Raw genomic sequence first — 23,413 nt, 5'->3', positions numbered from 1 at the left:
CGCAGAAAGTGACGGTTGTGAGGTATAATCGTCCATCAATCGAAATACGCTTAGTTCTGCTAAATCAACAAGCCATTCAATCAACAATACGTCGTAATCAGAAAAGAGGAAGCCAATGAGTAAGATAGACAGGTTAACCATCCAGGGTTTTAAGTCTATCCGTTCGCTGGATAAGCTACAGCTCAACAACTTAAACGTTCTTATCGGTGCAAATGGCGTCGGTAAGAGTAACTTTGTCAGTTACTTTAGAATGTTGCATGAGTTAGTTGAAGGTCGTTTGCAAGTTTGGACGAGCAAACAAGGTGGCGCTGATCGTGTATTGTCATATGGCGTCAAAGAGACTCAGAAACTTCATACCACTATACGTTTTGGGGTGAATGGCTATTCGGCAGATTTAGAGCCTACCACGGACGATAATTTCACTTTTTCGAGTGAGAAGCTCTATTTTGACGGCCCATTTTTTGGGGTTACAGAGCCCAACTTAGGAGCCGGACACAAGGAGTCTAACTTAAAGAAAGAGATGCAATCAGGCACGTCATCAAAAGTGGCCTCTTTCTGTTATTCAGCGATTTCTGCTTGGAAGGTTTTTCATTTCCATGATACGAGCGACACAGCAGCAGTAAAGCGCCTTGGGGCAGTTCATGATAACGAGTATCTACGTTCAGATGCGAGCAACTTAGCCGCATACTTATTTAAGCTACAGCGTGAAAACTCTGAGGTGTATGCACAAATCTGCAAAACCGTGCGTTTAGCTGTACCATTCTTTGATGACTTCGTTCTCAAACCTATTCAGCTTGCTTCTGGTGAAGAGCAAATACGCTTACTGTGGAAACAAGCCGATAGTGACTACCCTCTTTGGCCAAGTCAGCTTTCCGATGGCTCTATCCGTTTTATTTGTTTGGTCACAGCTTTATTGCAACCTAACCCACCATCGACCATCATCATCGATGAGCCAGAACTAGGCTTACACCCTTATGCGATAACGCTATTAGGGGCATTGTTACGCAGTGCGTCAAAACGGATGCAGGTGATCGTATCTACGCAATCCGTTCCACTGCTTAATGAATTTGAGTTGGATGATCTTATCGTTGTAGAGCGTGAAGAAGGCGCATCGACATTTAAACGCTTAGATGCTGATAAATTCCGTACTTGGCTAGATGATTATTCGGTTGGCGAGCTATGGGAGAAAAACATCATTGGTGGGAGACCATCAAAATGACCATAGTGCATGTAATTTGTGAAGGACAAACAGAAGAAGCTTTTGTGAAAGAGTTGCTGGTGGAGCCATTCTCCCTTAAAGGCATTTACTTGATGCCAGGGCTTATCGGTCGCCCAGGCCATAAAGGAGGAAACTTCAAGTTTGAACGGCTTGCTCCTGATATCGAAAAGCGTTTGCTGGCAGATCAACAATGCTATTGCACCACCTTCTTTGATTTCTACGGGTTACCAGAGAGCTTCCCTGGTAAGAATGCCGTCGATGCCAATGCACCTGTCGCTGTTAAGGCTCAAACACTACAAAACGCATTCGCTGAAAAATTGACTGAGAAAATCGGTGCGAACGCTATGCGTCGGTTTATCCCTTACGTGCAGATGTACGAGTTTGAAGCACTGCTCTTCAGCGATCCGATAAAGATGGCTGAAGGTATGGATAGAGTAGAACTAGAAAGGGTATTTACCGAGATCGCAAACAGCTTCGACTCACCAGAACATATCAACAACAGCCCGCAAACAGCACCAAGTAAGCGCATCGAAAGCCATATTTTCGGCTATGAAAAACCACTTTTAGGAACTTTGGCAGCTTTAGAAGTAGGCCTAGATACTATGCGTGAGAAATGCCCTTTGTTTGATAGTTGGCTAAAAAACATAGAAGCACTGGCTTAACCGAGGTTAAGCCATTTTAGCTTTGAAAGACTTTTTAGAATTACCATACAGTCTAACTAACGAACTGATAAGAAAGGCAAAGTTTTTTATACTCAAGGTTTAACATAGCAAGACGTGTTTCTTCATTCATATCTTCTGCATCGCTGGTTAGAGACTGACGAATAGTCGAAGTATGTCCTAACAACTCAAAGGTCGAGTAATGACTTTCAGAAGCCGCATGTGATTGTGGTATAAACCAATGACGAATAAACTCTTTGGCCTTGCTAAGGCATTGGTATTCAGAGAGCTTAGTCAATAAAGATATACAAGTACTGATGGCCCTAATATGTTTAAAATAAGGCGAATTATAAGAGACATATAACTTATCAAGCTCTTGAATTGACACGATATACGTCTGCATCTTCACAAAGTCCTCACCATTTGCTCTTAGAGGAAATTGGCAGTCTTCGTGAGAGCAAGACACAATAAGATCATGTAGTTTAGCTCTCGCTTCTTTTATTTCTTGGTTAATCAATGCTCGTGTACTGTTCTTGGCATTCTGGGTAGCTGTAAAATACCAACCTAACACAGCAATGATGAAAGCTATCCACCAAGTCATTCTAATTATCCCTCAATCTCATTTATCTGACGACTGATATAACTATTTACTTCCTGAATAACTGAAGGATCATCATTAGAAACCAAGTTGTCACCAATAAAATTAATCATTTCTAAAGTGATAAAATCGTGCTTAACTATTGGCTCGCCATTTGGGTGTATAGTTGCAGGATGGGAAGGCATAGCTCGGACTATACCACCAAATATCTCTTCCAAGAATGAAGAACCATAACCAAGAACTCCATCTAAGTTAACTGAAACTTCCGGGTCATCTTTAAGCGCCTCTATCAAATACTGTTCACGAAACTCTTCACCACTATTGTCACCAAGGGATATATACCTTGGTCCAGGGTACTTCGTAAAGTCAGTCACTTTTAAATCGAACATGCGATTACTCATCATTTAACTGTTAATGGGATAGACATGGAAATCAATGTGCCATTCAAGCTCGTATTAAAGTCTTTAGGATCAACATCCATTGAGTCAGGGTTTGATGCATCTAGCATAAGAGAGCCTTTGCCCGACATAATCAAAAGCCGACCTTTTAACTCTTTAATAGCCTTTTGTAAGTCAACTCCACCGTAGCCCCTATTGTCAAAGTCTTTATGTCTTGAGCTTCTTTCGCGAACATTTTTAATGTTAATCATGCCTTGTAAGCATTCGCTATCTCTAGACGAAAAGTCTTTGTTCCTGCTGACTAACCGTTGGAATCGCTTAAAAAGCTCCCACGAATCTTTCGCCTTACCATGCTCTAAAGTGTAACGGATACCAACTCCAAGGTCTGCAACAACTACTACTAGGCGACCCTCCATAGTAGCAAACAAGCAACGAGTTTTCTTATATTGTAAGCCTTTTTCATTCATGAATGATGCGTCATAAGCATGCTCTGGGCAGTTGTTAACCGCTTCTATTAGTATCTTATATATTTTAGGAATTTGCTCACGTGAAACATCTGGTACTTTCCTACATACGTTTTCGAGTATTTGTCCTACCAACGATGAGTCACTTTGGGCAAAAGATTCCGTTTCCCACACCTTAAGCTTAGGAGGGGGAAGTGTATGGCAAAGGGGGGCTTTAGGACTACCTAACTGTTTATATAACTCTAGGTGGTTAAAAACGTGATTTGGTTGGATAGTCTCAACGGAGCTACCGACATGAGGCTTAATTTGATTTGGATATTTAATCTTGAAATTAACTCTTGGGTACAGCTCTTGAAACATTTCAATGTAAGAAAACAAGAAAGCGCACCCGCTAGGATCTACCTTCTCTACCTTTCCTAGATTCAAGAGCACTGTTCCGTAAAAGTTACTCTGCTCAGAAGAATCTAAAAAAGAACCAATATCCTTAAAAAAAGAAAGAGTTTTATCCCTGTATTCAGGATACATAGGGGCAACCGTCAACACATTAGATAGAAGCTTAAACTTCTCAGTTTTAGGCTTAGCGCTTTTTAAACCATCACTTTGTGATGAAGGAATCCGGCGAGTTGTGAAAGACTTCTTTCTTGTTCTGAGTCGCTTTCGATGATTTTTAGCATAACGAGAGAAGACATTTCTCGCCCAGCGTTGTTTTTGAATATTTGACGATGCCACACTATCTCCTTCGCTTCTATTGTCACTAATCCCTGACTTTTTCATACTTACAGTTAGAATGATTTAACAGCTATACTATGCAAAAAATATCCTTATCCTATTTTTTACCTAACTTCAGGTCAGGGATTCGAATATTATCCGAGTAAATCATAATCTCAGAGCCGACTCGTTTAGTTTGAGCGGTGTACTGAAGATCAAAGACTTTCTGACGATATAAAGCATAGATATCCGAGATTTCTGGCGCATTGTCGTAAGAAACAACCCAGGGCTTATCTGTTATGCCATCTAGAATATCTCTAATCTGAACATGATCATCATGATTGTAAAAATTCCGATAAAGTCCTTGCCCTTTGAGATAGTAAGGTGGGTCTAGATAGATGAGAGTGTCTTGAGGAAGGTGATCGAGCTTGCTTTTCAACATCTCAGCGGTGTCCAGATTATATACATGAATCCTATCCCGATTCATTGCAATACGTTGAATGCGATTGATCAACTCATCTTTGTTATAGCGAACATCAAGCTTCCACTTACCAGCTTGAGCCTTACCACCAATAACCCCTGCTTTAAGTATGCCAGATCTATTAGTTCGATTAAGGAAGAATGTTGCAAATCCTAGTTGTAATGGAGATCTGTTTTCGCTATCAGCAACGATAGTTCGCTGACGTTCCCATTCTTCGATAGTCACAGCAGTATCATGAATTAGAGCACACAATTCTTCTGTATGCTCAATTACAGACAACCAGAACGAGTACACCGCCTTATCTAGGTCATTGATATGAATATGTCGAACATATTCTTGAAACATTAGCTCAAGCGCAACTCCTGCTCCGCCAGCAAACGGCTCTACATAATGACCATCATGTAGTCCATTCTCTTCAATCAATGCTTTAAGGTAATACGCTAGCTTTCCCTTACCTCCGGGATAACGAAGCGGTGTGTAAAACGCCATAATTGCTACTCATTCTTTTGTTTCTGCGGGCGGATAGTAGCAACCTATTACCAATTTGGCCATTCTTATCAATCTTGCCATATTCCTTTGAAAAGAGGCTCCAAGTTATCCCACATGGTATTAATTGAGACTTTGTCAGGCATCATGTGCAAATTATGAACATATTGCTGGCCTGCACCGCTAGCTTTAAAGTAGTTATTAGAGTTGGCTTTCAAAGAAGTTGCTTCTTGTCCAGTGATCTTCTTATTACCAAGCAAGCAATCAGTTACAGCAACAACTTTGTCATGAAGTCCTGTTTTCTTAGGATTTTGCAGCTGGATCTGGTGCTTCTCCATGTAATGACTGACTGACATTTCGAGGAAAACACGAATAAGAACAGATATACTAAATCGGTGATCGTCAAAAGTTAGCTTACTTTTCAACTCTCTAAACAATCCAGAGCACTTCTTATTGTCACTAATAGTTAACTTGCAGCTAGCAGGAATAAGCATATTCCGGTTAGGGTTTGGTGCGAGCTTACTGCCTTTACCGTTTGAAGGTTTTGGTTTATCTGCCCCCTCGCTAGGCTTCCCATTTTCAGTCTCCTTGTCTGTAGTAGTTTGAGGATCTGTTTCACCTTTCGGTTTACCCTCTAGTGATGACGAAAGATCTTCACTCTCTATACCACTAGGTTTCGCATCAATATTCTTCCTACTGCCATCAGCTTTTGATGAGTAGCTAGCGGGGTCTGTCAGCTTCCAAGATCTCAATAATACTTGCTCTGGAGTAACAATACCCAATTGATTCATGAAATCTTTGCGATCATCCTTTTTCTTGATACGGTTAACTGTGAATTGAATCTTACCGTTGTCATCAGTTTCAAGCATCTCATCAAGTAGCTTAGTGATACGCTCAACAAATTGCTCTTTTGGGCATTTACAAAACAGACTTCCTGTCACCATATGAAGAGAGAGCCTCTCACGCACAGCAGGGTCTCCCAATAGACGAGTGATGTTGGTGATTTTTAGCTTGTTGGTATTGCTCTTTATCGAACTCTTGATATTCGATTCTTTGGTAATAAAAGTGATTAGCTGGTTGCCGAATGATGTTTCACCATGCTTAGCTCTATGGCGATCAACCTCTTGACCTTTCCAGTGAACTCGGCCTACACCATCATTCTCACCTGTATGCTTTAAGTTAACCCAGTGCTCATAACCTTCATCATCTTGTTGATAGATGACACATTCCACAGCTTGAGGAATGTCAGGATTCGAAGCCAATAACCCTTTGATCTTACGAACAGTTTTATCTTCATCAACAATATCTATATTTTGAAGAAGCTTCAGAGTAGTAACTCTTCGGTTCCCTTCAACTACAACGTAGTTCTCTGATTCATCTTTAACTACAACGAGTCGCTCTGATGGATCAACGCCGAACTCAATGATATCTTTTGCTAGCTTAAACAGCTTATCTCCCTGCTGTTTAAGCATAAACTCTATCGCTTGTCGCTGGTTCTCAGGTTGATTTGGGAACCTAGAGTTATCCAAATCCAACAGCAGATTATTAACATTGATCCTATCAAAAATCATATAATCCTCTCTTCAGCAGCCGCATATAAACTCGCCGAATAAAAAATTGACATACACAAATATGAGCATAATGGTAATTCTTATACTAACCAATGTTCAATCTTTTAATATCATTAAGTTACGGTTCTGAGAGAGCCTTAGTGATTTATAGATACCATTGTGACTGCGTATACCTCCTTTAGACCAGATCAAAACGCAATCACGCTTAGATATGTTATTCCACAATATATTGATGATGTAGCCATTGATTTTGTCTTTGGATCAATCCCGAAAAGCTTGGATTGACCAGAACTAACTCAAATAACCTAGCAGAGGAAACTCCGAAAGCATTATTATTGAGCCTATTTAGACTAGAAGGAGCCTTAAGCTCCCATTTTTATTTTTTGTCTGAGTAAAACTGACCACTCAAGCATTATGCAGATTTCGTCGTTAATAAAGGTACTACATTGGCAACCGTCAGAGCTTGCAACTTCTCGCCCCAAGCTTGTAATACCACTAACTGCTCTTCAAAGTAATCGTGATGGTTGTATACCCGCAACATGCCTGGTAGCTGGTGACCAACCGTCTTTTCAATCGCCACAATATCTAACCCCATTTCGCTACAACGGCTGATAAAGGTGCGGCGTAGATCGTGTGGCGAAAAACGCTCAAAATCTTCCGGTAAATTACGTTTGATTAGCGTACGTACTGCTGCGGGTTCTTGAAGTTTGTCATCCATAAGCTGAGGCCAAACAAGTTTCCATTTGCTTGGTACATTCTCACGCTGCTCTTTAAGAAGTTCCAGTAGGTAATCACTTAATGGTACTTTTCGGCTCTCCTGACTCTTGGTGTGACGTTCTTTTGAACTGGCTGGCAACAACCATACTTTCTCTTGCAAATCTATCTCACTCCAACGCATTTCAAGCACAGCACTAATACGTTGCCCACACCCGAGCAAAAACTGCATTAGCCGGACGTTTGAGGGCTCTGTACGCCAAGAAGGCAAGCTTGTTAGCAGTGTTTTCAATTCTGAAAAGCTCAAATTGCGTTTTGTGACCTTAGAACCACCACCGACATCCTTGGATTTCAAATGTGGTGCAGGGTGTGCACCAATCATATTCAAAGCTAGCGCATGGTTGATCACCTGATTGATAATTCTATGGCATGCACTAATCGCACCCGCTTTTCTCTGTCCATTCTCATCAACCTTGGCATCAAATACTTTATTAAGATCATGAATTCCCAACTCTTCTAGTTTGATGTGACCAAGAAATGGTTTGATATCCCGGATGTAGATTGCCCTCGCCTGTTCTCCCCGCAGCTGCTTAGATAAACGCTTCTCATCAAAACTGGCAAAAGCATCGTCAAAGGTTTTCGCTTCCTCTTGCTCGCGCTGCTCTCGCGCTAGTTCCTGCTTCGGATTCTTATTATTTTCCAACCAACTGCGGTAACGCCCTGCTTCTGTTCGAGCCTGTTCAAGCGTCATCCCCGTTTCCGGTTTTAACTTAACATACCGACCCATGGTTATTTTTTCGTGTTTTTTGCCGACCTGAAAGCGAAAGATCCAAGTCATTGTGCCCGTCGGGCGAACACGAATATTCAATCCTTCAATTTTTTTATCTGGAACTAAGTATTCTTTGTCTTGTGCTTTCAATGATTGCAACGTGGCATTGGTGCTAATTCGCTTGGTCATGGTTCAAAAACCTCTGCATTTCTGGGTACGGCTCTGGGTACGGCGTGGGGTACGGGAAAAGACGAGTTTTCATTGTACGACTAAAGACATCCTTGGACAACACACAATTAAAACTCAAATAAAAACAATAAATTAAAACACGCAACTGGATTTCAGAAGACGCTACAAGATTCAGGGTTCGATTTACCCACCATATGGAAGCGGGTGTACTGCTAGAGCGCAAAGCGTAGTGGTAAAAGATTGAGAACAAAAAACGAGCCATTGGGCTCGTTTTTTGTTCTAGTAGAAGGGAAATCATATGCGTTTAACGATCAGTGCCGACGGCCAATAAACCCAAGTTTTTTCCCAATCCACAGTAAAAGGACTAAAACAATAAAGAGTGAAAGCAAATTTGAGCCTGTATCCGGATATTGAGCTTTAAGGAAAGCCGAGTGGCCAAATGCGCCCACAAAAAAGCAGGCCAAGCTCACCAGCGGGATATCTTCAGCCACGGGGTTACGCAAATATTCTTGATACAGTGCTTGTACCGCTAAAACTAAAGCAATTAAAGGGAAGATGGAAAATGAAACCTCACTCATCGTCATCCACGACAACAGTGCATCACCAGACATCCCGGTAATCAACGCCAACACTAAGGTTTTACGCTCAGCGCCTTGATGAACATTGTGAATTTCCTTCGTCATTAATCTATCCCTCCTTTCAATCGATTACGTTCACGCTCTTTCCGATACCAAAGGGCACCTTTTGCCATCATACGAAGTTGCATGATCAAACGCTCCGCCAATTCATCCCGAGCTTGTCGCTCTAGATCCAAAGCTTGAGCCCCTGAGCTAAATACGAGAGTTACGGAGGCCTCAGCCTGGACTACCGCTTCTTCACGTGACATACCCGTATTAATTAAGTATTCCGTTAACTCTGCCGAAAAATGTTGAATTTCTCGCACCACCGCAGCACGAAATTCAAAAGAAGTCCCAGAACGCTCTCGCAATAATAAACGAAAAACATTGGGGCTACTTTCAATAAACTCCATGAAGGTTTCAACCGAAGTACGAATCACGCTGCCCTCTTTGACAATACGTTGGCGAGCTTGGCGCATCAATTGACGCAATAGCAAACCACCTTCATCCACCATGGTTAATCCCAGTTCATCCATATCTTTGAAATGTCGATAGAAAGAGGTAGGGGCAATCCCCGCTTCACGCGCAACTTCACGTAAACTCAAATTAGAAAAGCTCCGATCCGCACTCAATTGACGAAAAGCAGCATCAATCAACGAGCGGCGAGTTTTTTCTTTTTGTTGTGCGCGAATTCCCGTGGTTTTCATGCTGGTTCCGTTCTCTATCAAGGAAAAGTCAACTCAATACTATAACGCAAGACAAAGTCTTGTCGACTCTCTCATCACCTTCTATTGACTGCATATCACTAACCACACTCATCGCGCGCACCTCCATCAGTTCGACAACCATACACCTCTTTAACATAAGCGGATTTCATCGAATGAAATCGGTGTCGATTGCTCTTTTTTATTAAAGCACGTGATCCTTGGCACTCTATGAAAGCAATTAGATTTACCTATCAAGTCAATCCATTACAATCTTGCTACAGTAATACCAAGTCTTGATAACAAGGACCACTTATGGCACAGAATCACCACTTTGACGTCATCGTAATCGGCAGTGGCCCCGGCGGAGAAGGGGCCGCCATGGGCTTAACAAAAGCGGGAATGAATGTCGCCATTATCGAGAAAGAGAGCAGTGTTGGCGGCGGATGTACACATTGGGGGACCATTCCATCAAAAGCATTACGTCATGCTGTCAGTCGAATTATTGAATTCAACCGTAACCCACTCTTTTGCAAAAACAACACCAGCCTCTCTGCTAACTTTTCCTCTATTCTTAGCCATGCAAAATCGGTGATCGATAAACAGACCCGGCTCCGCCAGGGCTTTTATGATCGAAATCACTGCACTCTCATTTTTGGAACCGCTCAATTTGCTGATCCTCATACCGTTGCTGTCAGTAAAGAGGATGGCAGTGTGGAACAGTACCAAGCTGATACCTTTGTAATTGCAACGGGTTCTCGCCCTTACCAACCCAGTGATGTTGACTTTGGCCACCCTCGTATCTATGACAGTGATTCGATTCTCAATCTCAAGCATGATCCCAAACATATTATTATTTACGGTGCTGGGGTAATCGGCTGCGAATATGCCTCCATATTCCGAGGTCTCGGGGTGAAAACGGATTTAGTGAACACACGAGATCGATTACTCGCGTTTTTAGATAATGAAATTTCAGATGCTCTCTCTTATCATTTCTGGAACAGTGGTGTTGTCATCCGTAACGATGAAACCTATCAGAAAGTCGAAGGTACCAGTGATGGCGTCATTGTTCACTTGCAGTCTGGTAAAAAAATGAAAGCCGATTGCCTGTTATATGCCAATGGACGAACTGGTAATACCGACCAGTTGAACCTCTCTTCTGTTGGGCTAACCCCAGATTCACGTGGCCAGTTAACCGTTAACAATAATTACCAAACCGATATCGACCATATCTACGCCGTTGGTGATGTGATCGGTTATCCAAGCCTTGCTAGCGCGGCCTATGATCAAGGCCGCTTTACGGCGCAAGCCATCACGCAAGGGCATGCCAGTAATAAATTAATTGAAGATATTCCAACCGGAATTTATACCATTCCTGAAATCAGTTCAGTGGGGAAAACCGAGCAAGAACTCACTGCCGCCAAAATTCCTTATGAAGTTGGCCGATCCTCTTTTAAGCACCTCGCTAGGGCGCAAATTTCAGGTAAAGATATTGGGAGCCTGAAAATTTTATTCCATCGAGAAACAAAGGAAATTTTAGGCATTCACGTCTTTGGCGAGCGGGCAGCAGAAATCATTCATATCGGCCAAGCGATAATGGAGCAAAAAGGAGAAGCCAATACCATTGAGTATTTCGTCAATACTACGTTTAATTACCCCACCATGGCAGAAGCGTATCGTGTTGCCGCGCTCAATGGCCTCAATCGACTCTTTTAACGAAGGTTCCCCGAGCGTTCTTACATCGCTCGGGGGAGTCGTCTTTATCCTTTTGCAAAAAAGTGCCCTTGTCGCCACTGCCATATCAAAACCCAGCCTAGTGTCATTCCACGTAACGCCATAAAAGATAACATTGAGAGCCACAAAGCATGGTTCTGCCAATCAGAAAGTAGAGTGAAGAGGAGAAAAAAGCCAAGCGCAGCAACGAACATACTATTACGCATTTCCTTTCCTTTTGTTGCCCCAATGAAAATACCATCCAATAAAAAGCACCACATCGAAATTAACGGCATCGCTACTAACCAAGGTAGAAAATTCCTCGCCATTTGCTGCACTTCTTCAATGCTCGTAATCAGGCTAATCAGCCATGCCCCTGCAACTGAAAATAATAACGTTAACCCTAAACAAATCATCAGGCTCCAGAAAGTACTACCGATAATAGAGGCCTTAAGTTGTTGCTGGCTTTTGGCTCCGATCGCCTTGCCGACCATCGCTTCCATTGCATAAGCAAAACCGTCCATGCCATAGGAGATCATCATCAGAAAGCTCATTAATACCGCATTGGCGGCCACGACTTGATCACCGAATGCAGCCCCTTGGAAAGTCATAAAACTAAACACCGCTTGCAAGCACAACGAACGGAGAAAAATATCACGGTTAAGGCGAATAAAGCGACTCATCCCCTGTGATGCTTTCGCCAACAAAGACCATGGTGATGGCAAAGATTTCGCGCACCAATATCGCCAAACACATAACAGCCCAAAGCTCATTCCAACATAGTCAGCAATCACGGATGCAATGGCGACCCCTTGCACTTTCCAACCGAACCCCAATACAAACAACACATCCAACCCAATATTGGTAAGGTTGGTAATAATCACCATCCACATCGGTGCTTTAGCATTTTGCGTTCCCAGTAACCACCCCAATAACACAAAATTCATTAATGCTGCCGGAGCACTCCAAGCACGAATAAAAAAATACTGCTGTGCATAAGTTTTTACCTGTTCACTGGCATCGCTAAACGAAAAAATAGCCGTACCTAAGCCACGGTGAATAAGTAAAAATAGCGTTGCAAACCCCAATGCCATCAGAGTGCCCTGCAACCAGACTCGTGCCAATTGCTGTGTATTCTCCTCACCATACGCTTGGGCCGTTAATCCTGTCGTTGACATACGTAAAAAACCCAACAACCAAAACGTAACACTGATCAAGGTACTGCCTAAAGCCACCCCACCCAGATACCAAGCATGCTGTAAATGGCCGATCACCGCCGCATCCACTAGGCCTAACAGCGGAATAGTAATGTTTGATAGCACCATAGGAATAGACAGCAGTAAAACCTGCCGATGAAGCGAACGATTAGACAATATTTGAATGATGGATTGCACGCCATAGCCCTCAGAAAAGGAAGGCATCAGTGTAACGAAAATTTACCGTGGCAGCTATGAAAGCACTACCAACGGACAAGGATAGCGACGGGAGTGAAACGCTGTTTTAGATAACCTATCTTACTCACAAAACGTTGCCATAATTTCCAACGCCCACAATCACGATCGAGAGGGGAAAGCATGGTTACATTATCTGCCCATGGTAAACAATGTAATACCGCCTGTTCTGGGTGAACAAACCCATGTTGGTATATGTCCGACCCCATTTTTTGCCCTAAGCGCGAACCCGTTTTATCCCCAGCTAAAATAATGCACGCCTGCGCATGGGCAAAATGCAGTCCAATCGAACGAATAAAACGCGCGACTTGCTGAGCATGGCAATCTAATAACGCTTGCTCACATAAGATAAAAACAGGAGCCGATTCAGGAACCGGTAAAGATTCCAACCAATCGATACTCTCCACACTGCCGCAGCAATGTTGATAACGTTCACTACGGTGAAACAGCTTTTGTCGCCAGAGAAGATGTTCGCTCACATCCACTTCCAACCAATGACAACGACCGTTATCAATGCGGTAAAAACGGGTATCAAGCCCAGCACCAACGTTGACTATCCAACCATCGGGGTAATGTTTAAGGAATTGGTGAATTTGTTGATCGCACAGACGCGTTAATGTGACGTGTAACAGCTGTTTTTGGTGGATATCACCAGCCAAACACTCAGGGGCTAAATGACAACGCTGACAAGCACTGGTGGCCATGGGATCATAAACCAAGCCATCGTCAACCAAGCTTTCTCGGCTACGTAACCAAAGCGGTTGCAGCAAGCGAGGAGGAACTTGATAACCGGATGAATCTGTCTTTTTAGAGGGCATGATCATCTTCCTTATGACACCACAAAGAAGATGATAATGAATATCAATTAGATTGGCAAGCGTGTTGACTTAGGAAAAGGAGCTTACATCCAGTCTGTATTACGGATAATACCGACCGCCACACCTTCAATAGCCAATTCCTGACAAGTGAGATCAACCTCAATGGGTGAAAAGGCTTCATTCTCTGCATGCAAAAAAACTTTCGCGCCCTTACGTTCTAGCCGCTTGACCGTTACATCATCCTCAACCCGAGCCACAACCACTTGCCCATTGCGAACATCTTGAGTTTTATGAACAGCTAGGAGATCGCCATCCATAATCCCAATATTTTTCATACTTTCGCCTTGAACACGCAGCAAAAAATCAGCTTGAGGGCGAAACATACTTGGATCAACATGGTAATGTGCTTCAACATGCTCTTGCGCTAGAATAGGCTCTCCGGCAGCGACACGACCAATGAGTGGCAAACCTTCCTCCTGAGCCTCATCATTCGCTCCCAACAAAATTCGGAGGCCACGTGATGCGCCCGGAATAATTTCAATCACTTGCTTGCGAGCAAGCGCTTTCAAGTGTTCTTCCGCCGCATTAGCAGAACGAAAACCCAGTTCACGAGCAATCTCAGCTCGAGTGGGGGGCATGCCTGTATCTTCAATTTTACTTTTGATTAAATCGAAAACTTGTTGTTGGCGTGGCGTTAACGGCTTCATAATTCACCTGTCTTTTTATACAGTTAACTGTGAGTATATCCAGTAATTATTGAAAAGCAATCCAGATTGATGATTTTTTGATTCATTCCAACCGCCCCCTTTGCTATTGCGTACCTTCCCTCTCTCAGATGATAGCTACAGAAATCATCACTACATCGATAAAATGACGTTATGTTAAGCAATATTATTAAAAGGTTTGACCAGTTTCTGGTATTCTTGCGGTTCAAAAAAGACACCGACTTAAACGCCTTCCTTTTGCACTGTCACCGAATTACAGCACAAAAGTGAACCGTTTAAGTGTTTGTATGTATTCTTGAGGCCTTGAACTCTTATGTCTTCCGGACACTCATTTTCACGCTCCCTACTGAAATTACCACTTTCGGTATTGGTTAAGGGAACCGCTATTCCGTCAAACCCTGTTGATGACTTGACGATCGACCTTAACAAACCTGTCGTCTATGCACTGCCATTTCGCTCTAATGTTGACTTGCTCACATTACAGACCCATGCTCGCCATGCAGGCTTACCCGATCCTTTAGAACCACTGGTTATCAATGGGCACCCGTTGAAACGTTATGTTTTCATCTCCTCGCGCCCTACTTTATTACAAGATGATCATCACGTCCCCAGTGAATCAATCACAACGTTTACGGAACTCCTTAGCCTGCATCAGCTAGATTCTGAGCTGGATGTTCAGATGATTCCAGCCACCGTTTTATGGGGACGTAAGCCGGGCAAAGAAGGACGTGAGAAACCGTATTTACAGGCGTTGAATGGCCCACAAAAAGCCAAAGCCGTCATACTGGCAGGTCGAGATTGCTTAGTGCGTTTTAGCCCTGTGGTTTCACTGCGCTATATGGCCGATACTCACGGTACTGATAGTTCGATAGCACATAAATTGGCACGCGTCGCTCGGATCCACTTTTCTCGTCAAAAGCTGGCAGCTTCAGGGCCTAATCTTCCCCAGCGTCATCAATTATTTGCACGGTTAATGCACTCCCCCGCTATCGAGAAAGCCATTACCGATGAAGCGAGCAGTAAAAAGATTTCCATAGAAAAAGCTCGTAAAGAAGCCCATAACATGCTCGATGAGATTGCCGCTGACTTCTCCTATTCCTTAGTCAAAAAAGGTGACCGAGTTCTGGGCTGGTTGTGGAACCGTATTTATCAAGGCTTAAACATTAATAACGCCGCCACCGTACGAAAACTGGCGCAAGATGGTCATGAAATTGTCTATGTGCCTTGCCATCGAAGCCACATGGACTACCTACTACTCTCGTACGTGCTTTATCACGAAGGTATGGTTCCCCCTCACATTGCAGCTGGGATTAACTTAAATTTCTTCCCTGCTGGCCCCATTTTCCGCCGTGGTGGTGCCTTTTTTATCCGTCGTAGCTTCAAAGGCAACAAACTCTATTCCACCATTTTCCGCGAATATTTGGCAGAACTGTTTGCAAAAGGCTATTCCGTGGAATATTTCAGTGAAGGTGGCCGTTCAAGAACGGGGCGTTTACTCCAAGCAAAAACCGGTATGCTCGCAATGACCATTCAAGCCATGCTACGTGGCCTGAACCGCCCTGTCACGCTGGTTCCAGTCTATATCGGTTATGAGCACGTCATGGAAGTGGGCACCTATGCAAAAGAGCTACGAGGCAAACGTAAAGAGAAAGAGAATGCGGGGCTAGTTTTCCGCACTTTGCGTAAATTACGTAATTTTGGACAAGGTTACGTCAACTTTGGTGAACCGATTCCGCTTAATCAGTTTCTGAATGAGCAAGTACCAGAATGGACACAAGCGATCGACCCGATGGGAGCCAGTAAACCACAATGGATGACCCCTGTGGTTAATCAACTGGCAACCAAAATGATGACTCACATTAACGATGCCGCCGCCGCAAACGCAATGACCTTATGTGCAACAGCCTTGCTGGCTTCTCGCCAACGAGCGCTTGCAAGGGATAACCTAGTTAAGCAGATAGATTGTTATTTATCGCTACTGCGTCATGTACCGTACTCTAAAACCTTCACTGTCCCGAATGAAAGTGCGGAGCAATTGGTCTTACATGCAGAATCTTTGGATAAGTTCTTAGTTGAAACCGATACTATGGGAGACATTATTTCCCTCGATCGAAATCAATCAATTCTGATGACTTACTATCGGAACAATATTATTCACCTACTTGCTCTGCCTTCGTTAATTGCTCAGATGCTGATCCGTCAACAGCAGATGTCAGTAGAGGCTATCCAACATAACGTGGCACAAGTCTACCCATTCCTTAAGCAAGAACTCTTTTTAAGTTACCAAGAAGAGGAACTCGGCCAAGTGGTTGAACACTATCTTGCGGAGCTAGAAGCTCAACAAATGATTAGCCAACAGGACAAAATGGTGACGATTAACCAAGCGCAGACGCAAGTATTGATGCTGCTTGGTAGAACCATTCTAGAAACATTGCAGCGTTACGCTATTGCTTTAAACCTACTGGTGGCAAATCCTGAACTGGATAAAACCGACTTAGAAAGCAAGAGCCAAGAGATCGCTCAACGTCTAGGCCGATTACACGGTATTAATGCGCCTGAGTTTTTTGATAAAGGCGTGTTCTCTGCCCTTTTTGTAACGTTAACTCAGCAAGGCTATCTAGAAAGTGACGGACACTGCCACTTAGAACAAACTGAGCAGTTTGCACAGGCTTTATATGCCATGCTTTATCCAGAAGTTCGGCTCACTATTCAAGAAAGTATCTATCAAGTTGAGTGGTAATCGAAAATAAGTGTACACCGAAACACTAAGGCATCCAGAAGGATGCCTTAGTCATTTTCAGTCAAGTAAGATTATAAAAAAGAAAAGAATAACCCCACCGCAACCACCATACCAACGTAGTTGTTATTCAGAAAGGCTTGAAAACACGGCATACGCTCACGGTGTCGAATTAAGTGTTGTTGATGAACAAATAAGCCGCAAGCAATTAAAATCGCCCAGTAATAACTATGCCCCAGCTGGTAGTAATAACCGAGCATCATCAGCAAAACAACGGTCAGCAGTTGTAAAAAGCCGATGATCATTTTATCAAAACGACCAAATAAGATAGCGGTAGATTTTACTCCAATCACTAAATCATCATCACGATCGACCATCGCATATTGAGTATCATACGCAATGGTCCAAATGACATTAATGGTAAACACAAACCAAACGACCATAGGTAATTCATTGGCTTGAGCAGCCCAAGCCATCGGAATAGACCAACTAAACGCCAACCCTAAAAAAAACTGGGGAAGATGCGTATACCGCTTCATAAAAGGATAAATAAACGCCAACACGACTCCTGCTAAAGAGAGCTTGATCGTGAGCGGGTTCATGGTCAAAACCAATAAAAAGGACAATAAAACCAAACTAATAAAAAGAATGATAGCTTCTTGAGCGGTCACAATACCCGCAGGCAGAGGTCGCTGAGCTGTCCGTTTGACATGCCCATCCACATGACGATCAGCAAAATCATTAATCACACAGCCAGCTGAGCGCATGGAAAACACTCCGACAATAAATACCAGTAACACTTTAATGTCAGGAATCCCTTGCGCTGCCAAAATCAATGCCCATACCGTTGGCCATAATAATAACAACGAGCCAATCGGCCGATTCATACGCATTAGCTGCCAGTAGGCGCGAGCTTTTGCTACGGTCATTTACACACTCTCCTTAGTGTATACCGGGCAATCCGGAAGAAATAATTCAGCCACTAACATCGGTTTATGATTCATCCACAAGCGTGAGCGACGAGCCAACAATGGCCCTTGGTGAGTTTGCGCCCAACCGATTTGTAATGCATCACGGTCGACATTGTCGCTACTGAAAACAGTTAAGCCAAGAGGAACCTTTCCCTGTAAAGTGAGATCGATAGGTTGATCTTGCAATGATGATTGAGGAATCAAGGTTCGGCCGAAAACCCAAGGAAAGCCATCCCCCGATAACACGACCTGCCGTAATAAACAACGCTCTTGAGACAGCAAAGCGAGTTCATCGACCTCAAGCCGTTCAGGTTCAGCCCACTGATGCTGACAAAAATTGACTTGTAACGTTTGACAGTACTGACTCATCAGGTGAGATAATGAGCCCTGTTCGAGTAGCCAAGACTTTGCTATCTCACTTGGATAGCGAAATTCTGTCGGCATTTTCCAATTTACTTGCTGTAACGCAGAAAGATAGAGCGGAGTTATTCTCTTCATACTAGTATTCAATATAATGCTTAACCATCATACAATAACGCTCGAATACAGCGACACGACTTGTGTTTAAGCTCTAATTAAGCATTTTATTTACAATCAGATGCGCTATTGTAACAAGACTCAGGCGATTCGAATATCGTGAACAGAACAAAGAACAGGCACAAATATGCTTAAACGTTATTTAGTCCCAACAATGCTAGCCTTTGGCCTGCTAACTTCTTACCCCACTTCGGCAACAGAAGAAAATAAACCCCAATTGGCTTACTTTACTCTTGAGCCAGATCTTACCACTAACTTCTATACCAAAGGTAAGCGGTTAGGCTATATCCAAGTCAGAATTGATATCATGGTCGCTAATAATGAAGATCTTCCTTTAATCGAGCTGCATCAACCCTTGATTCGAGATGCCGTTATCGAGTTGCTGGGCAAACAGAGTGAAGACTCCATTAAATCTTTGGCAGGACGAGAAAACATCCGTAAAACCCTAGTTGAGCAGTTAAATAATATTTTACTACCAGAAACTGGGCGCACGCTTATCGCAGACCTACTGTTTACTAAGTATATCTACCAGTAGACTCAAGCACACTCACTCATCAAAAGCAGGCTACTGATGCTTTTGATGAGACTTTCTCAATCGTTCGATATCTAACACCCCTAACAAGACACCACTCACCAGCCCAGCAAGATGCGCACTATTGGCAATCGCCATAAAAGGTTGCACAAATCCCAATATCAACCAAACCAACATAAAAGCGATTAAAGGTTTAGGCATACTTAATCCAAGCTCTGGAGCTCGCCAGCCTAGAATCCACAAATAGCCGACCAACGCATACACAACCCCAGACAAGCCGCCAAAATTCGCGCCTTCCACCCAGTATTGTCCAGCACCAGATAAAGCCGCAGAGATCAAAAAGAGTTGGAGAATCTTTCCACTTCCCAGTCGAGTTTCAATATCCCCTCCCAACTGCCACCACCACAGTAAGTTAAAGGCGATGTGTAAAACAGAGAAATGCAGCAAAGCGTGACTAAACCAACGCCATAACTGCCATTGTTGCCCGACAAAGGCAGGAAAATGTAAAGCAGAAAAAACCTGTTGAGCGAGCCCGAACTGCTGAAAAATGAAAATAATGCTACAAACCAGCATCACAAATAAGGTAACTGGGCCGGCTTTAGCTTTAATTAATGAAACAAGGCTAGGAGAGGTGTAAGAAAATTGAGGTCGTCGCGTCTCTGCGACAAGCCAAGAGGCGGCTTGATACTTTCTATCTTGAGGAGAATGTAAAAATTGCTTTAATTCACTTTCAACTTCCGCCCAATGCTGCTCCTCCACCAACCATAAAGAAAATTGATCCCCCTCTTCGAGCTTCATCTCTACATCAATCTGCCGTGAAGCCATGTAATCAATAAAAGACTGTGCCATACGGGGATTATTCAGGGTGATCAATTTTATCATCGTAGATTAACTCGTTTCTATCGGTAAACCGGCCCGTTGCCAAGCTTCAAAACCGCCATCAATACTATACACCTGTTCGAAACCTTGGTTAACCAAGTATTGTGCAGCGCCTTGACTGCTCACTCCATGGTAACAAAGCACCAAAACAGGTTGTTCAAAATCCGTTTCATTCATGAAATTGATCATTGAATCGTTCGTCAAATGAAATGCCTGCGGTGGATGAGCGAGCGCAAAAGATTGCGGATCACGGATATCCACAAGTCTTACCGTTAACTGCTCCAGTAATCGCTGCGCACCCATCACATCAATATGTTGAAATTGGTCCATAATTTTTCTCGTTGAGCCTTTGTTTTATAGCGCACATTGTAACCTAACTCACATGTAACAAGTACACAGAGAGATTAAGGTTATCCACCACTGATCGCTTTTCCACCAACTGTGGATAATTCTGTGGATTGCGTTGATAAGGTGTATTGAGAAAATTCGATCCACAACATCTTGTAATGATCTTTACTTTACTGTGAGTAACAAAAACATATCCCCAAATAAAAAACAGCGTTCAGCCCTTTATTTACCCCTATTGATGACAGTTAGCAAATAATTTTGTCACAGAGTTATCCACAGAAAATTTCACCTCACGATCTTGCTTTAGGATCGAGTAATAAAAAAGCCGAGATCTCTCGATCCCGGCTTTATGAAGATGATACTGCGAAACGCTTAAACTAAAACTCGCCTACCGCTTCTTTGAGTTTTTTCATCGCATTTTTCTCTAGCTGACGAATACGTTCAGCAGAAACTTGGTATTGATCTGCAAGCTCTTGTAAGGTTGCTTTTTGATCATCTAGCCAACGAGAACGTACAATATGTTGGCTTCGTTCATCTAGACTCGCCAGAGCAAAACTCAAACGCTGATTCGTATGATTTTCCCAGTTTTGGGCTTCAATATTTTCAGCGATATCCGACTGCTTATCTTCTAAATACAGCATCGGTGCAGTATAAGCATTCGGGTTATCATCATCTTCAGCTGAAAATTCAAACGTTGCATCTTGAGCCGCTAAACGAGATTCCATTTCACGAACGTCTGACGGTTCAACGCCTAGCTCTCGGGCTACGGTTTCCACTTCACCATTGTTAAACCAACCTAAGCGTTTTTTCGACTTACGTAGGTTAAAGAACAGTTTACGTTGTGCTTTCGTCGTCGCAATTTTTACGATACGCCAGTTACGTAGTACATATTCATGGATTTCAGCTTTAATCCAGTGAACTGCGAAAGAAACTAATCGAACGCCAACTTCTGGATTGAAACGTTTTACCGCCTTCATCAAACCGATATTGCCCTCTTGGACCAAGTCAGCCATTGGCAAACCATAACCGGAATAACCACGAGCAACATGAACAACAAATCGAAGGTGCGATAAAATCAGTGTTTTCGCCGCTTCAAGATCACCTGAGTAATGTAATCGCTCAGCCAGTTCACGCTCCTCTTCAGCACTCAGCATTGGGTAGCTGTTTACTGAACGGATGTAGCTATCTAAGCTATCTTGTGAAACGAGAGCCATTGGATACGCTTGGTTAGTCATTCAAATCCTCATCAATCTCTGATCTGGAGTTATTTTTAACCTATCAATCTTGAACTCAAAATGAACAGGTTTCAAGTGTTGATTACCGATCATTTGCAAGTCACACTCAAGAAAAAACACTCAACTTCTGTAAGCCTCTCTCCATTCAATAAAAATGGCAGACACGCACATAGCAAGTATTTTTACTGCTATAAGTAGACCCTATCCATTTAAACAGGTTCAATTTCTTTTAAATGCCGTTTCGCAGAAAGGTGTGCAGCAATACATCCTAAAAAAGTGCCTAGCATCAATAACAGTAATGACTCATCCCAATTTAAGCCAATTAACCGGAAGCGGCTATCATACAAAGCGGCTAATTCAGCAACAGCCCCATTGAGTACAACGGTAATTAAAGCGGTCATTAACCATGCAGATAATGACCCCAATAGGCCTAACCACATTCCAGAATAGAGATAAGGCCGCAAAATATAGCTGTCGGTTGCACCGATCAACTTCATGGTTTGAATTTCATCTTTATTGGCTTGCACATTAAAACGCAAGGTATTGCCGACAATAAGAAAAACCGATGAAAACATTAATAATGAAAGGCTGACGACCACAATGATGGCAAGATGTCGAATCGCATCCAAGCGAGCGAGCCAGTCTTCATCTAAACGAACATCTGTGACGTTCTCCTCCTGCCGCAAAGTTTGAGCAAGCTGCTTGATAAGCTGATTATCATCAACGCTCGGTGAGATAACCAATACGGCAGGTAAAGCGTATTCATCCAATAAGCTGATTGCTTGATCAAAACCGGCGTATTGGCTGAGCTCAGCCAGCCCTTGTTGGGGCGAAATATACTCAACCGTTGCCACTTCACGACGACTTTCAATTAGGTCTTTCAACACCATAATTCGAGGCTCAGGCGTTCCTTCTTGAATGTACAGGTTGATTTGTGATGGACTTGCTACATTTACCGCCACGGAAGCGATGTTTTTGGTCAGTAAGTACAAGCTGGCAGGTAGAGCCAATGCCATCGAGATCACCGCTAAGGTTAAAATATTTCCTAGTGGGCGTTGCCATAATGCCGAAAAAGCAGCTTTGGACTGTTTTACATGAATAGAAAAAAACGAGTCTCGCTGTGCTCTCTGTTGCCCACGCGGCTTACTCGCTTTAGCTTTACTCATTTTTATTTTAGAGGCCATATTCTTCTACCTCACTCAAAAAACCTTGGTTGAGTTCCATATGGCGGTACTGGGGACGAGAGTGCACCAAATTAATATCATGAGTGGCGAGTAAAATGGTCACGCCAGCTCGATTAAATTCTTCAAATAAACGTAAAATACGATTCGATAACTCAGGATCTAAGTTTCCGGTCGGCTCATCAGCCAGCAATAAGGTTGGTCGGTTAACTACCGCTCGGGCAATCCCCACACGTTGCTGTTCTCCACCTGATAACTGGCTGGGTAAGCAGCGAGCTTTATCGAGTAAACCGGTTTTATCTAAAGCCGCAGAGACGCGCCGTTTCACATCTTGCTCTGAGATAGATTCAATGCGCATCGGAAGTGCCACATTATCAAAAACTGAACGATCCATCAGCAGTCGATGATCTTGAAAAACAATACCAATATTACGCCGTAGGAAGGGAATGTCTTTATTCGGAATACGGGTGATATCGTGCCCATTAAAGCTGACTTTACCATCGGTTGGCCGCTCAATTGCACAAATCAATTTCAGTAAGGTACTTTTCCCTGCGCCTGAATGGCCACCTAAAAAAGCCATTTCTCCTCGACGCAAATGAAAATCAACTTTCTGAAGCGCTTGGCGACCACCTCGATAGGCTTTACTGACTTGTTGAAACTTAATCACCCGTTATTCCCCTATTAAGCACATGAGAACATCATCGTGATT

General features: G+C 43.1%; 23 protein-coding genes. 5 read left to right on the top strand and 18 right to left on the bottom strand.

The genetic code is table 11. From position 1 onward, the window contains the following. The first annotated feature begins 115 nt into the window (after positions 1-115). Complete coding sequence (locus tag EXA13_RS12545; protein ID WP_000034199.1) at positions 116-1,219, top strand: AAA family ATPase; 1,104 nt, start codon at positions 116-118, stop codon at positions 1,217-1,219. Then, the gene (locus tag EXA13_RS12540; protein WP_005378652.1) at positions 1,216-1,881 is read left to right on the top strand and encodes a DUF4276 family protein; all 666 of its coding nucleotides are present in this window, start codon (positions 1,216-1,218) and stop codon (positions 1,879-1,881) included. Before EXA13_RS12545 ends, EXA13_RS12540 begins: the two co-directional genes overlap by 4 nt. 52 nt (positions 1,882-1,933) lie before the next feature. Here the strand turns inward: EXA13_RS12540 and EXA13_RS12535 are convergent, their stop codons facing one another. The 8 genes from EXA13_RS12535 to fabR all read right to left on the bottom strand — a co-directional run bounded on the left by EXA13_RS12535 (position 1,934) and on the right by fabR (position 9,580). Continuing rightward, on the bottom strand, positions 1,934-2,479 hold the full coding sequence (locus EXA13_RS12535) for a hypothetical protein (RefSeq protein WP_005378650.1): 546 nt from the start codon (positions 2,477-2,479) through the stop codon (positions 1,934-1,936). A 5-nt stretch (positions 2,480-2,484) separates the two neighbouring features. After that, positions 2,485-2,865, bottom strand: a complete 381-nt coding sequence (locus tag EXA13_RS12530; RefSeq protein WP_005378647.1) for an STAS-like domain-containing protein — start codon at positions 2,863-2,865, stop codon at positions 2,485-2,487. A gap of 11 nt (positions 2,866-2,876) precedes the next feature. After that, the gene (locus EXA13_RS12525) at positions 2,877-4,067 is read right to left on the bottom strand and encodes a hypothetical protein (RefSeq protein ID WP_031779006.1); all 1,191 of its coding nucleotides are present in this window, start codon (positions 4,065-4,067) and stop codon (positions 2,877-2,879) included. Positions 4,068-4,164: 97 nt separating this feature from the next. Beyond that, positions 4,165-5,016 (bottom strand): DNA adenine methylase, encoded by an 852-nt coding sequence (locus EXA13_RS12520; RefSeq protein WP_005378642.1) that lies wholly within the window; start codon positions 5,014-5,016, stop codon positions 4,165-4,167. A gap of 68 nt (positions 5,017-5,084) precedes the next feature. After that, entirely contained in the window at positions 5,085-6,584 is a 1,500-nt protein-coding gene (locus EXA13_RS12515; protein ID WP_005378640.1) for a hypothetical protein, read from the bottom strand. A 412-nt stretch (positions 6,585-6,996) separates the two neighbouring features. Next, positions 6,997-8,256, bottom strand: coding sequence for a tyrosine-type recombinase/integrase (locus EXA13_RS12510; RefSeq protein WP_005378637.1), 1,260 nt, complete (start codon positions 8,254-8,256; stop codon positions 6,997-6,999). 311 nt (positions 8,257-8,567) lie between these two features. Then, the gene (locus tag EXA13_RS12505) at positions 8,568-8,939 is read right to left on the bottom strand and encodes a YijD family membrane protein (RefSeq protein ID WP_238133471.1); all 372 of its coding nucleotides are present in this window, start codon (positions 8,937-8,939) and stop codon (positions 8,568-8,570) included. Further along, entirely contained in the window at positions 8,939-9,580 is a 642-nt protein-coding gene (gene fabR, locus EXA13_RS12500; RefSeq protein ID WP_238133470.1) for an HTH-type transcriptional repressor FabR, read from the bottom strand. Before fabR ends, EXA13_RS12505 begins: the two co-directional genes overlap by 1 nt. A gap of 312 nt (positions 9,581-9,892) precedes the next feature. Between fabR and sthA the strand changes: the two genes are divergently transcribed. Further along, complete coding sequence (gene sthA / locus EXA13_RS12495; protein WP_238133469.1) at positions 9,893-11,293, top strand: Si-specific NAD(P)(+) transhydrogenase; 1,401 nt, start codon at positions 9,893-9,895, stop codon at positions 11,291-11,293. A gap of 44 nt (positions 11,294-11,337) precedes the next feature. On the opposite strand, the gene dinF is transcribed toward sthA, so the two are convergent. From dinF to lexA, 3 genes are all read right to left on the bottom strand, one after another. Further along, positions 11,338-12,684 carry an MATE family efflux transporter DinF gene (gene dinF, locus EXA13_RS12490; RefSeq protein ID WP_238133468.1) on the bottom strand — a complete coding sequence of 449 codons (1,347 nt, stop codon included), beginning with the start codon at positions 12,682-12,684 and terminating at the stop codon, positions 11,338-11,340. Between the two features lie 65 nt (positions 12,685-12,749). Next, a complete protein-coding gene (locus EXA13_RS12485; protein ID WP_238133467.1) occupies positions 12,750-13,565 on the bottom strand; it encodes a class I SAM-dependent methyltransferase in 816 nt (271 codons plus the stop codon). Between the two features lie 77 nt (positions 13,566-13,642). Beyond that, positions 13,643-14,266 (bottom strand): transcriptional repressor LexA, encoded by a 624-nt coding sequence (gene lexA / locus EXA13_RS12480; RefSeq protein ID WP_238133466.1) that lies wholly within the window; start codon positions 14,264-14,266, stop codon positions 13,643-13,645. 331 nt (positions 14,267-14,597) lie between these two features. On the opposite strand from lexA, the gene plsB reads away from it, so the two are divergent. Continuing rightward, positions 14,598-17,024 carry a glycerol-3-phosphate 1-O-acyltransferase PlsB gene (plsB, locus tag EXA13_RS12475; protein ID WP_238133465.1) on the top strand — a complete coding sequence of 809 codons (2,427 nt, stop codon included), beginning with the start codon at positions 14,598-14,600 and terminating at the stop codon, positions 17,022-17,024. A 71-nt stretch (positions 17,025-17,095) separates the two neighbouring features. Here plsB and ubiA read toward each other — a convergent pair whose 3' ends face one another. Together ubiA and EXA13_RS12465 are read right to left on the bottom strand one after the other, a co-directional pair. Next, positions 17,096-17,950 (bottom strand): 4-hydroxybenzoate octaprenyltransferase, encoded by an 855-nt coding sequence (gene ubiA, locus EXA13_RS12470; protein WP_238133464.1) that lies wholly within the window; start codon positions 17,948-17,950, stop codon positions 17,096-17,098. Then, positions 17,951-18,490 carry a chorismate lyase gene (locus EXA13_RS12465; RefSeq protein ID WP_238133463.1) on the bottom strand — a complete coding sequence of 180 codons (540 nt, stop codon included), beginning with the start codon at positions 18,488-18,490 and terminating at the stop codon, positions 17,951-17,953. Positions 18,491-18,656: 166 nt separating this feature from the next. Here EXA13_RS12465 and EXA13_RS12460 point away from each other — a divergent pair, with 166 nt between their 5' ends. Continuing rightward, a complete protein-coding gene (locus EXA13_RS12460; RefSeq protein ID WP_238133462.1) occupies positions 18,657-19,064 on the top strand; it encodes a flagellar basal body-associated protein FliL in 408 nt (135 codons plus the stop codon). A 30-nt stretch (positions 19,065-19,094) separates the two neighbouring features. On the opposite strand, the gene glpG is transcribed toward EXA13_RS12460, so the two are convergent. The 5 genes from glpG to ftsE all read right to left on the bottom strand — a co-directional run bounded on the left by glpG (position 19,095) and on the right by ftsE (position 23,371). Continuing rightward, on the bottom strand, positions 19,095-19,943 hold the full coding sequence (gene glpG, locus EXA13_RS12455; RefSeq protein ID WP_238133461.1) for a rhomboid family intramembrane serine protease GlpG: 849 nt from the start codon (positions 19,941-19,943) through the stop codon (positions 19,095-19,097). A 6-nt stretch (positions 19,944-19,949) separates the two neighbouring features. Next, the gene (gene glpE / locus EXA13_RS12450) at positions 19,950-20,270 is read right to left on the bottom strand and encodes a thiosulfate sulfurtransferase GlpE (RefSeq protein ID WP_238133460.1); all 321 of its coding nucleotides are present in this window, start codon (positions 20,268-20,270) and stop codon (positions 19,950-19,952) included. A gap of 395 nt (positions 20,271-20,665) precedes the next feature. Further along, positions 20,666-21,523 carry an RNA polymerase sigma factor RpoH gene (rpoH, locus tag EXA13_RS12445; protein WP_238133459.1) on the bottom strand — a complete coding sequence of 286 codons (858 nt, stop codon included), beginning with the start codon at positions 21,521-21,523 and terminating at the stop codon, positions 20,666-20,668. A gap of 209 nt (positions 21,524-21,732) precedes the next feature. Next, positions 21,733-22,707: a permease-like cell division protein FtsX gene (gene ftsX, locus EXA13_RS12440; RefSeq protein ID WP_238133458.1), complete on the bottom strand. Its 975-nt coding sequence runs from the start codon at positions 22,705-22,707 to the stop codon at positions 21,733-21,735. Then, on the bottom strand, positions 22,697-23,371 hold the full coding sequence (gene ftsE / locus EXA13_RS12435; RefSeq protein WP_238133457.1) for a cell division ATP-binding protein FtsE: 675 nt from the start codon (positions 23,369-23,371) through the stop codon (positions 22,697-22,699). The genes ftsX and ftsE overlap by 11 nt, the downstream gene beginning before the upstream one ends. Positions 23,372-23,413 lie beyond the last annotated feature (42 nt).

The organism is Vibrio cincinnatiensis, from assembly GCF_022113815.1.
In the GTDB taxonomy this organism is placed as follows: domain Bacteria; phylum Pseudomonadota; class Gammaproteobacteria; order Enterobacterales; family Vibrionaceae; genus Vibrio; species Vibrio cincinnatiensis_A.
The sequence above is the reverse complement of the archived record's forward strand: the minus strand, read 5'-3'. Positions and strand labels throughout refer to the sequence as shown.

Excerpts from the sequence above, each read along its gene's own strand:
- EXA13_RS12465 (WP_238133463.1), bottom strand. The coding sequence starts at position 18,490 with ATGAAGAGAATAACTCCGCTCTATCTTTCTGCGTTACAGCAAGTAAAT.
- glpG (WP_238133461.1), bottom strand. The coding sequence starts at position 19,943 with ATGATAAAATTGATCACCCTGAATAATCCCCGTATGGCACAGTCTTTT.
- EXA13_RS12515 (WP_005378640.1), bottom strand. The coding sequence starts at position 6,584 with ATGATTTTTGATAGGATCAATGTTAATAATCTGCTGTTGGATTTGGAT.
- lexA (WP_238133466.1), bottom strand. The coding sequence starts at position 14,266 with ATGAAGCCGTTAACGCCACGCCAACAACAAGTTTTCGATTTAATCAAA.
- glpE (WP_238133460.1), bottom strand. The coding sequence starts at position 20,270 with ATGGACCAATTTCAACATATTGATGTGATGGGTGCGCAGCGATTACTG.
- EXA13_RS12545 (WP_000034199.1), top strand. The coding sequence starts at position 116 with ATGAGTAAGATAGACAGGTTAACCATCCAGGGTTTTAAGTCTATCCGT.
- EXA13_RS12535 (WP_005378650.1), bottom strand. The coding sequence starts at position 2,479 with ATGACTTGGTGGATAGCTTTCATCATTGCTGTGTTAGGTTGGTATTTT.
- EXA13_RS12520 (WP_005378642.1), bottom strand. The coding sequence starts at position 5,016 with ATGGCGTTTTACACACCGCTTCGTTATCCCGGAGGTAAGGGAAAGCTA.
- fabR (WP_238133470.1), bottom strand. The coding sequence starts at position 9,580 with ATGAAAACCACGGGAATTCGCGCACAACAAAAAGAAAAAACTCGCCGC.
- sthA (WP_238133469.1), top strand. The coding sequence starts at position 9,893 with ATGGCACAGAATCACCACTTTGACGTCATCGTAATCGGCAGTGGCCCC.
- EXA13_RS12460 (WP_238133462.1), top strand. The coding sequence starts at position 18,657 with ATGCTTAAACGTTATTTAGTCCCAACAATGCTAGCCTTTGGCCTGCTA.
- rpoH (WP_238133459.1), bottom strand. The coding sequence starts at position 21,523 with ATGACTAACCAAGCGTATCCAATGGCTCTCGTTTCACAAGATAGCTTA.
- EXA13_RS12540 (WP_005378652.1), top strand. The coding sequence starts at position 1,216 with ATGACCATAGTGCATGTAATTTGTGAAGGACAAACAGAAGAAGCTTTT.
- plsB (WP_238133465.1), top strand. The coding sequence starts at position 14,598 with ATGTCTTCCGGACACTCATTTTCACGCTCCCTACTGAAATTACCACTT.
- EXA13_RS12510 (WP_005378637.1), bottom strand. The coding sequence starts at position 8,256 with ATGACCAAGCGAATTAGCACCAATGCCACGTTGCAATCATTGAAAGCA.
- EXA13_RS12530 (WP_005378647.1), bottom strand. The coding sequence starts at position 2,865 with ATGTTCGATTTAAAAGTGACTGACTTTACGAAGTACCCTGGACCAAGG.
- EXA13_RS12485 (WP_238133467.1), bottom strand. The coding sequence starts at position 13,565 with ATGATCATGCCCTCTAAAAAGACAGATTCATCCGGTTATCAAGTTCCT.
- ftsX (WP_238133458.1), bottom strand. The coding sequence starts at position 22,707 with ATGGCCTCTAAAATAAAAATGAGTAAAGCTAAAGCGAGTAAGCCGCGT.
- ubiA (WP_238133464.1), bottom strand. The coding sequence starts at position 17,950 with ATGACCGTAGCAAAAGCTCGCGCCTACTGGCAGCTAATGCGTATGAAT.
- EXA13_RS12505 (WP_238133471.1), bottom strand. The coding sequence starts at position 8,939 with ATGACGAAGGAAATTCACAATGTTCATCAAGGCGCTGAGCGTAAAACC.